Origin of the sequence: Mesorhizobium sp. M2E.F.Ca.ET.209.01.1.1, from assembly GCF_004010375.2 — a bacterium.
Classification (GTDB): Bacteria; Pseudomonadota; Alphaproteobacteria; order Rhizobiales; family Rhizobiaceae; genus Mesorhizobium.
Genome location: NZ_SADP02000011.1, coordinates 15,745 through 29,401, shown reverse-complemented (window position 1 = coordinate 29,401; position 13,657 = coordinate 15,745). Strand labels below are relative to the sequence as shown.

Here is a 13,657-nt window from a genome sequence, read left to right as displayed (position 1 = left end):
ATGCCGTGGCATGAAAATTAGCGACGAAGAGGCGCGCGCGTAAGTGCGCTAGCCGCCGATATTCGGCAGTTGGGAATCTATTCGCCGTCGGAAGCTGGCGTCAGCCGATTGCACCGCGCCATCGGCGCGGCCGAGGATCGCGGTGCGTCAGGCGATCCTCTGTTCGAACTGCATCACGCTCGCGCTCTTGCGCAATCCCGTCGCGACGACCGACACACGGAACTTCCCGGCCAGGGACTGGTCGAAGATGGCGCCGACGATGATGTCGGCATCGGCGTCGACCTCTTCGCGTATCCGCGTCGCGGCTTCATCGACCTCGAACAGCGTCATGTCCATGCCGCCGCTGATCGACACCAGCAGTCCCCTGGCGCCCGTCATCGAGGCCTCGTCGAGGAGCGGATTGGCGATCGCCGCCTCGGCCGCCGTCCTTGCGCGTCCCTCACCTGAGGCCTCGCCGGTTCCCATCATCGCCGGGCCCATGTCGCGCATCACCGACTTCACGTCGGCGAAATCGAGATTGATCAGGCCTTCCTTGACGATGAGGTCCGTGATGCAGCCGACGCCGGCATAGAGAACGCGGTCCGCCATGGCGAAGGCGTCGGCGAATGTGGTCCTGGCGTCGGCGACCCTGAACAGATTCTGGTTCGGGATGACGATCACGGTGTCGGCGCTCTCGCGCAGCCGCTCGATGCCTTCCTCGGCCGCCTGGGTCCGGCGCTTGCCTTCGAACGTGAAAGGCTTGGTGACGACGGCGACCGTCAAAATGCCGGCGTCGCGCGCGGCACGCGCAATCACCGGCGCGGCGCCCGTGCCCGTGCCGCCGCCCATGCCGGCGGTGATGAAACACATATGCGTTCCCGCCAGATGATCCATGATCTCGTCGATGGATTCCTCCGCGGCCGCACTTCCAACCTGCGGCAGCGATCCGGCGCCCAGCCCCTCGGTGACATGCGCGCCCAACTGAATCAGCCTCGACGATTTCGACATGGTGAGCGCCTGGGCGTCGGTGTTGGCGACGACGAACTCGACGCCCTGCAAGCCTTCGGCGATCATGTTGTTGACGGCGTTTCCGCCGGCGCCGCCGACCCCGACGACGGTGATCTTGGGTCTCATCTCCAGGATTTCCGGCTTGGCGGTCATTTCTTCATCTTTCTGCGAAAGCACCCGCTGCTCCGCCGCACAGCGATGCGAAACCGGAGCGACGAGCACACGAATCAGGTGATCCCCACCAAGCGCAGGGAATCAGAGCGGGCGCCTCCCTGCAAGGTCCGCCGAGCATATGCAGCGCGATGCCCTGCGTTCGAACAGAAAGGTTCCGGGTACCCGAGTGCTCCAAGACGACGCCGTTGCAGGAAGTTCTATTGCTTCACCGAGGTCGAGGTGCCCCAGGTGTCCGACAGCACATAGCCTTGCGGATAGGGATCCGTTGGATCGAGATAGTAGTTATGCTCGCCGGTGATCCAGGCACGGCCGGTGATCTCGGGAACGATCGCCTTGCGTCCGGCGATTTCGGTGAGGTCCACAATTCTGCCGGTGAAGCGCGAGCCAATGATCGATTCATGGATCAGAACGTCGCCGACGCGCATCAGGCCCCGCGCGTGCAGCACGGCCATGCGGGCCGATGTGCCGGTTCCCGTCGGACTGCGGTCCGAGCGCCCGGGCGAGACGATGCAGGTGTTGCGTGTGACCTTGCCCGGCCCCTGGAACGGCATGGCGAACTGCACGATCGACACGCCGCGCACATTGTCGAACTCAGGATGGACGACATTGAGCTGCTCGCGCGCGGCGTGGCGGACCTTCTCGCCGGCCACAGCAATCTCCCGGGCCTCGTCAGGCGTGACCGAGAAGCCCAGCGCGGCCGCGTCGACGATCGCGTAGAACATCCCGCCATAGGCGATATCGACCTTCAGAGTTCCCAGCCCCTCGACTTCGATATTCGCGTCGAGGCGTTCGGCGAAGGCGGGGGCGTTGCGGAAGGTGATCGACAGGCATTTGCCGTCGCGGCATTCGGCGCGCACCTCGATGACGCCGCCCGGCATATCCAGCTTGAAGCGCGTCTCCGGCTCCTGCATCGGCACCATGCCGGTCTCGAGCAGCACGGTGGCGACGCAGATCGTGTTGGAGCCGGACATCGGCGGGTACTCCGTCGGCTCCATGATGATGGCCCCCGCGGCGCAATCCTCGCGCGTCGATGGCACCAGGAGATTGACATGCCTGGCAACGCTGCCGCGCGGTTCGCAGATCAGCATGCGCCTGATATGATCGTGATCGCGCTCCATCGTGATCATCTTCTCCATCATCGTGCGGCCTGCCGGCGGCAGCACGCCTCCGACGATGACGTCGCCGATCTCACCCTCGGCATGGCAGCCGACGGCGCGGATGCTGGTCCTGCTACGCATTGTTCGTTTCTCCCTGTCGGCCGCCACTATCCGCTTGGCAAGCGGTGCTGCTTCGGGACAAACTGATCAATCTGCGTGCCAGCCTCAAGGAGAATCCCAGATGACCGCCAATGTTTTTTCCGGCTGCATGCCGGCGCTGATGACGCCCTGCACCAATGACCGGCTTCCCGACTTCGACGCGCTGGTGCGTAAAGGTAAGGAACTGATCGCCGCCGGCATGTCTGCGGTCGTCTATTGCGGCTCCATGGGCGACTGGCCGTTGCTGACCGACGCGCAGCGCATGCAAGGCGTCGAGCGCCTGGTGAAGGCCGGCGTGCCGGTGATCGTCGGCACCGGCGCGGTCAACACCGCCAGCGCCGTGGCCCATGCCGCGCATGCCCAGAAGGTCGGCGCGCGCGGCCTGATGGTGATCCCGCGCGTTCTGTCGCGCGGTCCGTCGGTCACCGCGCAGCGCCACCATTTCAAGGCGATCCTTGCTGCCGCCCCCGACCTGCCCGCTGTCATCTACAACAGCCCCTATTACGGCTTTGCCACGCGCGCGGATCTCTTCTTCGCGCTGCGGGCCGAACATCCGAACCTTGTCGGCTTCAAGGAGTTCGGCGGCCCGTCGGATCTGCGCTACGCGGCCGAAAACATCACCAGCCGCGACGACGAGGTCGCGCTGATGATCGGCGTCGACACCGCCGTCTTCCACGGTTTCGTCAATTGCGGTGCTTCGGGCGCCATCACCGGCATCGGCAACGTGCTGCCGAAGGAAGTGCTGCATCTGGTCGGCTTAAGCCAGGCGGCGGCGAAGGGCGACGCCGAGGCGCGCCGGCTGGCGCAGGAACTGGATGCCGCGCTCGCCGTGCTGTCCTCCTTCGACGAGGGGCCCGACCTGGTGCTTTATTTCAAGCACATGATGGTTCTGAAGGGTAATCCTGAATACAGGCTGCACTTCAACGAGACCGATGCTCTGACCGACAGCCAGCGCGGCTATGCCGAGGCACAGCTCAAGCTGTTCGACACCTGGTACGCCCAGTGGTCAAGGCAGCCCGTAATGGCACGCTACGCGGCCTGAGTTCGAGGACCTGAGGCCGCTCGACTTCGCCCTTCACCAGGATGAAGGGCGGATGGTCCGCGCCAGATGCGGCCTCAACACACAAACCGAGGGCTATCCGCCATCCGATTTGCGAAAGCTATGTTTTTGTTCGATCGGCCGGCATGAGCCCTCCCTTGCGCGCCGAAAGCATTGTATTCCTTTGCTTTGTGGCCTTGAAAATCGCGCAGGCGGCGTGGAACGTTTCAAACGCCGCACCGGCTTTCGAAAGTGTATCTTTCCTTTTTGCTGGTTTTCTTGGTTTTGCGGCGCCGGCCCGCGCCGCACATTGAAAGCCAGGCAAATGGGGAAGCTCAGGTGACGACAGCCTTCATCACAGGTGCGACGAGCGGCATAGGACGCGCGATCGCAATCGCCTTGAGCGATGCCAGCTACGAGGTCTATGCGGTCGGCCGCAGCCAGGCGGCGCTGAAAGAACTGCAGGCCGAACGTCCGGGCATCATGCCGATCGCTGTCGACGTCACCGATCGCGAGGCGCTGGAGTCGGCGCTGGCGGATCTCACCATCGACGTCTTGATCAACAATGCCGGCATGATGCCGCCGCTCGGCAATTTCGCCGACATGAAGATCGCCGACATCGACGCCACGCTGGAGGTGAACCTCAGCGCCACAATCCTGCTCACCCGCCTCGTCGTCCCGCGGATGCGTGAGCGGCAGTCGGGGCATATCCTGTTCACAGGCTCGATCGCCGGCCACGCGGCATTTTCCAACATCGCCGTCTATTCGGCCACCAAGGCGGCGATCTCCGGCTTTGCCAGCGCGTTGCGCGCCGACCTCTCGCCATCCGGCATACGCGTCACCGAGATCGTCGCTGGCCGTGTCGAGACGCAGCTCTACAACGACATCCTCGACGCCAAGGCGCGCGCCGCCATGTACGCCAGCAAAGTGGTGCAGCCGGATGACGTGGCCAGGATGGTCGTCGCCGTGCTCGCGCTGCCGGCATGGGCCGACGTCACCCGTTTCGACATCATGCCGACATGGCCGACTTCGCCGAGCGGCACCAAGTAAGGAAACCAGGATGAAAGACCTTTCCGTTTTGATCGTCGGCGGAGGCGCCGGCCTCGGCGCCCTTCTCGCCAAGATGGCCGTCGACGCTGGCGCGGCAAAGATCGGCATCATCGACATCAATCAGGAAGCCGCCGAGGCCGCGCTCGGTCCGGCGAAGGCCAAGGGCCTGCCAACAGTGGCCGCGACTTGCGACATCCAGGTTGGCGCGCAGTGCCACGCCGCCTTCGATTCCATCGCGGCCGAGCTTGGGCGCGTCGACACGCTGATCAATTGCGCCGCCATCTATCCGCGCCGTCCGCTGCTCGAAATCACCGACGCCGATTGGGACGCCTCCAACGGCATCAACATCAAGGGCACCTACCACATGATGGTGGCCGCGGTTCGCCACATGCAGGCGCAGGAGCCGAAAGCCCAGGTGCGCGGCCGCATCGTCAATCTGACCTCGGTCGACGCCTTCAAGGCGCATCCCCAGAACGCCCATTATGCCGCGACCAAGGCAGCCGTCGTCAGCCTGACCCGGTCCTTCGCGCATCACGTCGCCAGGGACGGCATCCTGGTGAACTCCGTCGCGCCCGCCGGCATGGCCACCGAGAAGGCCAAGGCGCTCGGCTTCCTCGAGGAGCTGGCCAAGGCAAGCCCGCTCGGCCGCGGCGCCGAGCCGACCGAAATCGCCGAATGGGTGCTGATGACCGGCGGACCCAAGAACACCTACATGACCGGCGAAAACGTCATCGTTTCAGGAGGTTACATCTACGCATGAATCTATTTCGGCAGCCGATGGCTGCTGAAGTACGGTAGTGCACGATCGACGGAGTCTCGAACGAAAGGAGGCGGAATTCACCATGACCGGCAAGCTTCGCCTGCCCTCGCTCAACGCGCTGCGCGTCTTCCATGCCGTCGTGCAGCACAAAAGCTTCCGCCAGGCCGCCGACGAATTGCTGGTCACGCCGCAAGCGGTCGGACAGCAGATCAAGCTGCTTGAAGACACGTTGCAGGTCACACTCTTCAAGCGCAAGGGCCGCTCGATCGAACTGACCGAGTCGGCGATCCTTCTTTCGCATTACGTGAAGGCCGGCTTCGACGAATTTTCCGAAGGCGTTCGTCGCGTCACTAAGTCAAACCACCGCGACCGCATCAACCTCAACGCCAGTCCATACTTCGCCACGCACTACCTGCTGCCGAGGCTGTCGCTGTTCCGCGAGATCCTGCCTGGCGCCGATCTGCGCCTGACGACGATGGTCGACCTGCCCGACTTCGGTCGCGACGACATCGATATGACTGTCCAATGGGGCTACGGCCACTGGCCCGACTACGAGACCACGCTCCTGGTGCCGGACCCGAAGATCATCTGCTGCACGCCGGCGATCGGCGAGAAGATCAAGTCGGCGTGTGACCTGACGAAGTTCACGCTGCTCGACACCGTGAAGTCGAAGCGCCTGTGGCCGGACATATTGCGGCACCTTGGCGTCGAGCTATCCGACGGTGACCGCAGCATCAGCTTCGACGACGCGGCGACCATGCGTCGGGCGACCCTGCAAGGCATCGGCGTCGGCCTGGTTTCCGTCATTGACGCTGAGGAGGATTTCCGCTCCGGCGCGCTGGTCGCGCCGATCGGCCGCGACGCCATCACTGATATGAAGCCGGAGGAAGTGCCCGGTTTCTATCTCGTCGTCCCGCGCGGGCATCTGCGCGTGAAGGCGGTGGCCGCGCTGCACCGCTGGCTCGCCCAGGAGGATTGGCTGAGCGACCTCAAGCTCTCCTTGCCGAAACCGACCCCGCTTTCAGACTGACAAGCGGCTGCGAGACAAGCGTTCTGGCGCGCGAGACAATAAAGAAAAACTTTCGAATGAGCCGCATTTCTTGATTTCGCGCCGGCCCGCTGGAGTGCAGATATAAGCCGAAAGGCAAGTCTGTCCGCTTGCCGCCCAAATGCGCGACGCAGCATTCTCTTCCCGGAAGGCCAAGGCATGACCTCCAGATCAGACGACATCCGCCTCGGCGCGGACATCGGCGGCACCTTCACCGACATCGCGCTCGATGTCAGGGGAGAGATGTTCTCGACCAAGGTGCTGACCAATTATACCGCGCCCGAGCAGGCGATCCTCGACGGCATCGACGTCGTCATCCGCGACGCCGGCATTTCGGCGGCCGAGATCGGCATCATCATCCACGGCACGACGCTTGCCACCAATGCCCTGATCGAACGGCGCGGCGCCAGGACCGCCCTGGTCACGACGGACGGGTTTCGCGACGTGATCGAGATGCGCACGGAGAACCGCTTCGAGCAATATGATCTCAACCTGCAACTGCCGGCGCCGCTGATCCCGCGTGAGGACCGTTTTGCCGTCAAGGGCCGCATCGGCGCCGAGGGCCAGGAGTTGCAGCCGCTCGACGAAGCCGCCCTGGAGGAAATCGCCGACCGGATCGCGGCAGGCAATTTCGGCTCGGTGGCGATCGGCTTCATCCATGCTTACGCCAACCCGGACCACGAGCGCCGGGCGCGCGAAATCCTCTCCAGGAAACTCAGCATCCCGATCTCGATCAGCGCCGAGGTCTCGCCGCAGATGCGCGAGTTCGAACGCTTCAACACGGTCTCAGCCAACGCCTATGTGCAACCGCGGATGGCCGACTATCTCGCCCGCCTGCAGACGCGGCTGAAGGACATGGGCGCCGACTGCCCGGTCTTCATGATCCATTCCGGCGGCGGCCTGATCTCCGTGGAGACTGCTTCGGAATTCCCGGTGCGGCTGGTCGAGTCCGGCCCGGCCGGCGGCGCCATCTTCGCCGCCGATATCGCCCGGCGCTTCGGCCTGGAAAAAGTCGTTTCCTACGATATGGGCGGCACCACCGCCAAAATCTGCCTGATCGAGGATTTTGCGCCGCGCACGGCGCGGACCTTCGAGGTGGCGCGCACCTATCGCTTCTCGAAAGGCTCGGGCATGCCGATCTCCATTCCGGTGATCGAGATGATCGAGATCGGCGCCGGCGGCGGCTCCATCGCCTGGGTCGACGCCATGGGCCGCATCCAGACCGGACCGGAGAGCGCCGGCTCGGAGCCTGGCCCGGCCTGCTACGGCCGCGGCGGAAGACGCCCGGCGATCACCGACGCCGACCTCGTGCTCAGCAAGGTCGACCCCGACAATTTCGCCGGCGGCGCGATCAAGCTCGACAAGGCTGCATCCGAACAGGCGATCCTGCGCGATGTCGGCGAACGCCTGTCGCTCAACGCCCTCTCGACAGCCTTCGGCATCTGCGAGGTGGTGGACGAGAACATGGCCAACGCCGCCCGCGTCCATGCCGTCGAGAACGGCAAGAACATTTCCGACAATCTGATGATCGCCTTCGGCGGCGCCGCACCACTGCATGCGGCAAGGCTCTGCGAAAAGCTCGGTATCGACCAGTGCATCGTGCCGCGCGGCGCAGGCGTAGGCTCCGCGATCGGCTTCCTCAAGGCGCCGTTCGGCTACGAGGCGCTGGCGTCGAAGCTGACGCGCCTGTCGCGCTTCAAGTCCGCAGACGTGAATGCCCTGCTCGCCAACCTCAAAGCCTCCGCCGAGGGCTTCGTGCGCACCGGCGCCAGCGGCAGGATCGTTTGCGAGATCACCGCTTTCATGCGCTATGCCGGCCAGGGCTGGGAAATCCCCGTGCCGCTGGCGGACGAGCCGTTCGGCGACGATGCGGTGGCCAAGCTCAAAGACCTCTTCGAAGAGAACTACCAGCGCTTCTTCGGCCGCGCCATCGAGGGGCTCAACGGGCTGGAGATCGAGATCGTCACCTGGTCGGTGAAGGCGACGGATGTTCGTCCGGCCGTGACGCGGCATGAACTCACCACCGGCAGCAAGACGAGCGAACCGACAACGACCCGCGCAGTGTTCGATCCGGCGACCGGCGCGCCACAGACCTATGGCATCGTCGAACGCGACGCGCTTTTCGCCGGCGACAGGGTGGCAGGCCCTGCGGTCATCGTGGAGCGCGAGACATCGACCGTCGTCACCACCAGCTTCGACGCCGTTATACAGAGCGACGGCGCGATCCTCCTGATCCGCAAAGGCAGCCAGGCATGAGCGATATTGGCGAAATCCGCATGCAGGTCATGTGGAACCGGTTGATCTCGGTGGTCGAGGAGCAGGCGCTGACCTTGCTGCGCACCGCCTTCTCCACCTCGGTGCGCGAAGCCGGCGACCTGTCGGCCGGCGTGTTCGACCCGCGCGGCCAGATGCTCGCGCAGGCGGTCACCGGCACGCCGGGCCACGTCAACACCATGGCCGAGGCCGTGCTGCATTTCATGAACGCGATACCGCGCGAGGAGATGTTCGAGGGCGACACTTATGTCACCAACGATCCCTGGCTCGGCACCGGTCACCTGCACGACATCACCATGGTGTCGCCATCCTTCCTGAACGGCGAGCTCGTCGCCTTCTTCGCCTGCACGGCGCATGTCGTCGATGTCGGCGGCCGCGGTTTCGGCGCCGACGGCAAGTCGGTCTATGAGGAAGGCATCCAGATCCCGATCATGAAGTTCGCGGAAAAGGGCAAGGTCAACCTCGACCTCGTCCGCATCCTGCGCGCCAATGTCCGCGAGCCGAACCAGGTGGTCGGCGATTTCTACTCTTTGGCCGCCTGCAACGAGGTCGGCCACCGCCGCCTGATCGACATGATGAAGGAGACCAGCCTTGCCTCGCTCGACGGTCTCCGCGACTTCATCTTCTCGCGCACCCGCGACGCCATGCTCGAGCGCATCGAGGCGCTGCCCAAGGGAAGCTGGTCGAACGAGCTTATGACCGACGGTTACGACGAACCCGTGAAACTGGCGGCGACGGTCTCGGTCCGCGACGACCATGTCGAGGTCGACTTCACCGGCAGCGACCCGATGAGCCGCTGGGGCATCAACTGCCCGATCATCTACAGCAAGGCCTATGCCTGCTATGCGCTGAAATGCATGGTGGCGCCGGACATTCCGAACAACGCCGCGTCGCTGGCCTTCTTCACCGTGTCGTCACCCATCAATATCCTGAACGCCGTACGGCCGGCGCCGGTGGCGCTCAGGCACATTCTCGGCCACATGGTTCCCGATCTGGTGCTGGGAGCTTTCTCCAAGGCGCTGCCCGGCAAGATCCTCGCCGAAGGCGCCGGCGCGCTGTGGAACATCCACATCTCGGCGCGTCCCGCAGCCGGCGCATCCGGCCGCAGGGCCGAAGTGCTGATGTTCAACTCCGGCGGCATGGGCGCCCGACCCGGGCTCGACGGCCTGTCGGCGACGGCCTTCCCGTCGGGCGTGCACACGATGCCGATCGAGGCGACTGAGCATACGGGTCCGATCGTCATCTGGCGCAAGGAGCTGCGGCCCAATTCCGGTGGCGACGGCGAATTTCGCGGCGGCCTGGGACAGGTCATCGAGATCGCCGCCACCGACGGCCACGAGTTCGATTTCTCGGCGATGTTCGACCGCGTCAATCATCCGGCCCATGGCCGCGAGGGCGGCAAGCCTGGCGTCGCCGGCTCAGTCACGCTCGACGACGGCACCAAGATGCGCCCGAAAGGCTGGCAGCATGTACCGGCAGGGCGCAGGCTGATCCTGGAACTGCCGGGCGGCGGCGGCTATGGCGATCCGGCCAGGCGCAGCGCGGCCGCTCGGGCCAATGACCGGTCCAAGGGTTACATCAAGGGGGATGAGTGATGAGGACGAAGGCAGGGTGGCGTCAGTGCCCAGCGTCGCCTATGGACTGTCACCCCATTTCCGCATCTCGACCGCGACCAACGAAGAATGCTGACCGAGGCGACCGCGCGGATCACCGCCTCCGTCGCGCAAGTGGAGTAAGCGATGCCGCACTATGAACGTATCCTGATCACCGGCGCCGCCGGCCGGCTCGGCTCGCAGCTGCGCAAGGGGCTGGCCCCGCTCGCCAGGACGATCCGCCTGGCGGACCGCGAACCCCTCGGCGATCTTGCGGCTCACGAGGAGGAGGCGGTCTTCGACCTCGCCGACATGGAAGCGACCATCGCGGCCACCAAGGATTGCGACGCGATCGTGCATTTCGGCGGCGCTCCGCTCGAATGCGAATGGCAGACCATCTTGGATTCCAGCATCCGCGGCTCCTACCACATCTATGAAGGCGCCCGGAAACACGGCGTGAAGCGCGTCATCTATGCGTCTTCGGTGCACGCCATCGGCTATCACGAGATCGAGGCGCATATCGGCGTCGATGCGCCGGTGCGCCCCGACAGCCTCTATGGCGTGTCGAAGAATTTCGTCGAAAGCCTGAGCCGGCTTTATTGGGACAAGTTCGGCATCGAGACGGTGTGCCTGCGCATCTTCTCGTCCTTCCCCGAACCGGCCGATCGCCGCATGCTGTGGTCTTATCTCTCCTTCGCCGACTGCGTGCGGTTGGTCGAGGCGTCGCTGACGGCGCCGCGCGTCGGCCACACCATCTCGTTCGGCATTTCCGACAACAAGCTGAAGATGGTCGACAACAGCGGCGCCGACCATCTCGGCTTCATCCCGCAGGACAGCGCCGAGCCGTTCCGCGCCGCCGTCGAGGCGAAGACCCCTGTTCCCGATCCGAAGAGGCCCTCGGTGAAATATCTCGGCGGCTGGTTCTGCGAGCTTGGCCACCCGGACGACAAGCCGGCAGAATAGCGCGGCATTCAGCCAGCGGGAGGCAGGCTGTCCCGGATGAAGCGCTGCCAGGCGCCTCCGAGCACGAGGGATGCTCCCGTCTCGTCGAAGCCCGCGGCGAGAAGGCCTTGCGAGAGCCCGGGAAAATCGATGTTCGATCCGAACCAGGACGGCTGAGCCGGGAAGCTTGCAGCGGCCTGGCCCTCGCGAGTCCAGCGGCCCTCGCGCATCCAGCGCACGACGCTGTCGGGCTGGTGCTGGCAGAGATCCGAGCCGATGCCGAGATGCTCCGCTCCCATGATTTCAGCCGCTTCCCTGGCCATCTTGCCAAATTGATCGAGTGTCGTGTCCGAGCCCTTCGGAAGATGCAGCGGGTAGAGCGAAAGGCCGAGCAGACCCTCTCTTGCGCGCAGCGCCTGCAGGACGGTCTTGGACACATTGCGGTTGCTGTCGCGCAGCCAGCGCGGGTTGGCGTGGCTGATGACCACCGGCCGCTGCGACAGCGCGATCGTTTCGAGCGCGGTCCGCTCGCCCGCATGCGACAGGTCGATGATCATGCCGAGCCGGTTCATCTCGGCGATCGCCTCGCGGCCCATCCGCGTCACGCCGCTGTCTTCCTTTTCCATCCAGCCGCAGCCCAGCAGCGACTGGTTGTTGTAGGTGAGCTGCATGAAGCGGATGCCGAGATCGAAGAGCATTTCGATCAGGCCGATGTCGTCTTCGATCGGCATCGGATTTTGCAGCCCGAGGAAAATAGCCGTCCGGTTCGTGGCCCGCGCCCGCTCCAGGTCACCGCTATCGCGCGCCAGAAGGATCAGGTCCTCATTGTCGCGGAAGCGGGTACGCCAATCCACCAGATGCCGCACCGTCTCGCGAAAACCTTCGTGGTAGCCGACCGTGGCATGGACGGCGGTCAGCCCGCCCTGGCGCATCTCGGCAAAAACTTCGCGCGACCAGTTGCAGTACTGCAGCCCGTCGATGAGCACCTGCGGCGCAACGGCGGTCATTCGGCCGCGCCCGCGTGAATGTAGGACGTCTTGACCTGGGTGTAGAACTCAGCCGCCGAACGTCCCTGCTCGCGCGGACCGTAGCTCGAGGCACGAACGCCGCCGAACGGCACGTGATAGTCGGTGCCGGCGGTTGCAAGGTTGACCATGACGCAGCCCGAGCGGGAGGCATGCCGGAACTTCGTCGCGCGCGCCAGCGAGCGCGTGGCGATGCCGGCCGTCAGCCCATAGGGCGTGTCGTTGGCAAGGAAGATCGCCTCGTCGAGATCGTCGGCCGGAATGACGCAGGTGATCGGCGCGAACATCTCCTCCTGGTTGATGCGCATGCGCGAGCGGCCGTTGAGGAACACGGCGGGCGCCATGTAGTGGCCGCGATGCGCTAGATCGAGCGCCTCGCCGCCGGTCGCAAGCTCGGCGCCCTCACTGATGCCGAGCGTCACATAGTCGAGATCGGCCGAGAGCTGCTCTGCGCTCACCACCGGCCCCATCTGGACGCCAGCCTCAAGCGCATGGCCTACCTTCAGCGCCTGGGTTTTCGCCAGCAGCTTCTCGACGAAGGCGTCATGGATCGGCCGGTGCACGATCAGGCGCGACGAGGCCGTGCATTTCTGACCCGTCCCGCCGAAGGCGCCGTTCACGGCAAGGTCGACGGCGCGGTCGAGGTCTGCGTCGTCCATGATCACGAACGGATTCTTCGACCCCATTTCGAGCTGGAGCTTCACGAAGCGTGCCGCCGCCAGCGCGGCTATGCCGGAGCCGACAGCGCCGGAGCCAGTGAAGCTCAGGCCCTGGATGTCGGCATTGGCGGCAAGCTCGCGGCCGATCGTCGACCCCGATCCCATCACCAGGCTGAACAGGCCTTTCGGGATCGCCTGCCGGCTGATGATCTCGGTCAGCGCCCAGGCGCTGGCCGGCGTGATGCTGGCCGGTTTCCAGACCACGGCATTGCCGAAGGCCAACGCCGGCGCGATCTTCCAGGACGCGGTGGCGATGGGGAAATTCCAGGGAGAGATGATCGCGACGACGCCAAGCGGCTCGCGCTCGATCAGCACGTCCACGCCGGCCCGGACCGAGTCGGCGGAGGCACCGAGATTGCGCAAGGCTTCGGCGGCGAAATAGGTGAAGAACTGCCCGGCGCGATAGACCTCGCCGACACCCTCGGGAAGGGTCTTGCCCTCCTCGCGCGAAAGCAGTTCGCCAAGCTCCTTCGAGCGGGCCATCAACTCGCGCCCGATGGCGTCGAGAACAGTGGCTCGCGCTTCGAGGCCCGCCGCGGCCCATTCGCGCTGCGCGCCTTGCGCCGCCGCAACGGCGTCATGGATGTCGGACGGCCGCGCCTGGACAAAGCGCCCGACGACATCGGTCACGTCGGATGGATTGATATCCTCGATCCAGTCGGCGCCGTCGCGCCATTCGCCTGCAACAAAGTTCTGACCGTTCAGCATCCTGTTCGACCTGCATCAATTCGGTTGACAACGACCTAAGCAATGCTGTGAACTTCAATCAAGCTCAATTTTTGGCACAAATG

Annotated in this window: 12 protein-coding genes; 8 read left to right on the top strand and 4 right to left on the bottom strand. The window is 64.8% G+C overall.

The features are described 5' to 3' along the window. Positions 1 to 147: 147 nt before the first annotated feature. Both ftsZ and EN852_RS20260 read right to left on the bottom strand, forming a co-directional pair. Complete coding sequence (gene ftsZ / locus EN852_RS20265; protein WP_042647517.1) at positions 148 to 1,140, bottom strand: cell division protein FtsZ; 993 nt, start codon at positions 1,138 to 1,140, stop codon at positions 148 to 150. A 218-nt stretch (positions 1,141 to 1,358) separates the two neighbouring features. After that, positions 1,359 to 2,399 carry a proline racemase family protein gene (locus tag EN852_RS20260; RefSeq protein WP_127876627.1) on the bottom strand — a complete coding sequence of 347 codons (1,041 nt, stop codon included), beginning with the start codon at positions 2,397 to 2,399 and terminating at the stop codon, positions 1,359 to 1,361. A gap of 100 nt (positions 2,400 to 2,499) precedes the next feature. Here EN852_RS20260 and EN852_RS20255 point away from each other — a divergent pair, with 100 nt between their 5' ends. The 8 genes from EN852_RS20255 to EN852_RS20220 all read left to right on the top strand — a co-directional run bounded on the left by EN852_RS20255 (position 2,500) and on the right by EN852_RS20220 (position 11,143). After that, entirely contained in the window at positions 2,500 to 3,459 is a 960-nt protein-coding gene (locus tag EN852_RS20255; RefSeq protein WP_127876626.1) for a dihydrodipicolinate synthase family protein, read from the top strand. 155 nt (positions 3,460 to 3,614) lie between these two features. Further along, positions 3,615 to 3,770 carry a hypothetical protein gene (locus tag EN852_RS40895; RefSeq protein WP_189400937.1) on the top strand — a complete coding sequence of 52 codons (156 nt, stop codon included), beginning with the start codon at positions 3,615 to 3,617 and terminating at the stop codon, positions 3,768 to 3,770. A 25-nt stretch (positions 3,771 to 3,795) separates the two neighbouring features. Beyond that, positions 3,796 to 4,506, top strand: coding sequence for an SDR family oxidoreductase (locus tag EN852_RS20250; RefSeq protein WP_127868627.1), 711 nt, complete (start codon positions 3,796 to 3,798; stop codon positions 4,504 to 4,506). A 10-nt stretch (positions 4,507 to 4,516) separates the two neighbouring features. Then, positions 4,517 to 5,266, top strand: coding sequence for an SDR family oxidoreductase (locus EN852_RS20245; RefSeq protein ID WP_127868626.1), 750 nt, complete (start codon positions 4,517 to 4,519; stop codon positions 5,264 to 5,266). An 82-nt stretch (positions 5,267 to 5,348) separates the two neighbouring features. Then, a complete protein-coding gene (locus EN852_RS20240; protein WP_127876625.1) occupies positions 5,349 to 6,296 on the top strand; it encodes a LysR substrate-binding domain-containing protein in 948 nt (315 codons plus the stop codon). A gap of 177 nt (positions 6,297 to 6,473) precedes the next feature. Further along, positions 6,474 to 8,570: a hydantoinase/oxoprolinase family protein gene (locus EN852_RS20235; RefSeq protein WP_127876624.1), complete on the top strand. Its 2,097-nt coding sequence runs from the start codon at positions 6,474 to 6,476 to the stop codon at positions 8,568 to 8,570. Beyond that, the gene (locus EN852_RS20230) at positions 8,567 to 10,183 is read left to right on the top strand and encodes a hydantoinase B/oxoprolinase family protein (RefSeq protein WP_127876623.1); all 1,617 of its coding nucleotides are present in this window, start codon (positions 8,567 to 8,569) and stop codon (positions 10,181 to 10,183) included. Before EN852_RS20235 ends, EN852_RS20230 begins: the two co-directional genes overlap by 4 nt. Before the next feature lie 144 nt (positions 10,184 to 10,327). Further along, positions 10,328 to 11,143, top strand: coding sequence for an NAD(P)-dependent oxidoreductase (locus tag EN852_RS20220; protein WP_127876622.1), 816 nt, complete (start codon positions 10,328 to 10,330; stop codon positions 11,141 to 11,143). An 8-nt stretch (positions 11,144 to 11,151) separates the two neighbouring features. On the opposite strand, the gene EN852_RS20215 is transcribed toward EN852_RS20220, so the two are convergent. Together EN852_RS20215 and EN852_RS20210 are read right to left on the bottom strand one after the other, a co-directional pair. Continuing rightward, positions 11,152 to 12,129 (bottom strand): membrane dipeptidase, encoded by a 978-nt coding sequence (locus EN852_RS20215; protein WP_127876621.1) that lies wholly within the window; start codon positions 12,127 to 12,129, stop codon positions 11,152 to 11,154. Further along, positions 12,126 to 13,574, bottom strand: a complete 1,449-nt coding sequence (locus EN852_RS20210; protein ID WP_127876620.1) for an aldehyde dehydrogenase family protein — start codon at positions 13,572 to 13,574, stop codon at positions 12,126 to 12,128. The genes EN852_RS20215 and EN852_RS20210 overlap by 4 nt, the downstream gene beginning before the upstream one ends. Between the last annotated feature and the right edge of the window lie 83 nt (positions 13,575 to 13,657).

Coding starts and splice junctions, on each gene's coding strand:
- EN852_RS20220 (WP_127876622.1), top strand. CDS start 10,328: ATGCCGCACTATGAACGTATCCTGATCACCGGCGCCGCCGGCCGGCTC.
- ftsZ (WP_042647517.1), bottom strand. CDS start 1,140: ATGACCGCCAAGCCGGAAATCCTGGAGATGAGACCCAAGATCACCGTC.
- EN852_RS20235 (WP_127876624.1), top strand. CDS start 6,474: ATGACCTCCAGATCAGACGACATCCGCCTCGGCGCGGACATCGGCGGC.
- EN852_RS20245 (WP_127868626.1), top strand. CDS start 4,517: ATGAAAGACCTTTCCGTTTTGATCGTCGGCGGAGGCGCCGGCCTCGGC.
- EN852_RS20230 (WP_127876623.1), top strand. CDS start 8,567: ATGAGCGATATTGGCGAAATCCGCATGCAGGTCATGTGGAACCGGTTG.
- EN852_RS20260 (WP_127876627.1), bottom strand. CDS start 2,399: ATGCGTAGCAGGACCAGCATCCGCGCCGTCGGCTGCCATGCCGAGGGT.
- EN852_RS20240 (WP_127876625.1), top strand. CDS start 5,349: ATGACCGGCAAGCTTCGCCTGCCCTCGCTCAACGCGCTGCGCGTCTTC.
- EN852_RS20215 (WP_127876621.1), bottom strand. CDS start 12,129: ATGACCGCCGTTGCGCCGCAGGTGCTCATCGACGGGCTGCAGTACTGC.
- EN852_RS20210 (WP_127876620.1), bottom strand. CDS start 13,574: ATGCTGAACGGTCAGAACTTTGTTGCAGGCGAATGGCGCGACGGCGCC.
- EN852_RS20255 (WP_127876626.1), top strand. CDS start 2,500: ATGACCGCCAATGTTTTTTCCGGCTGCATGCCGGCGCTGATGACGCCC.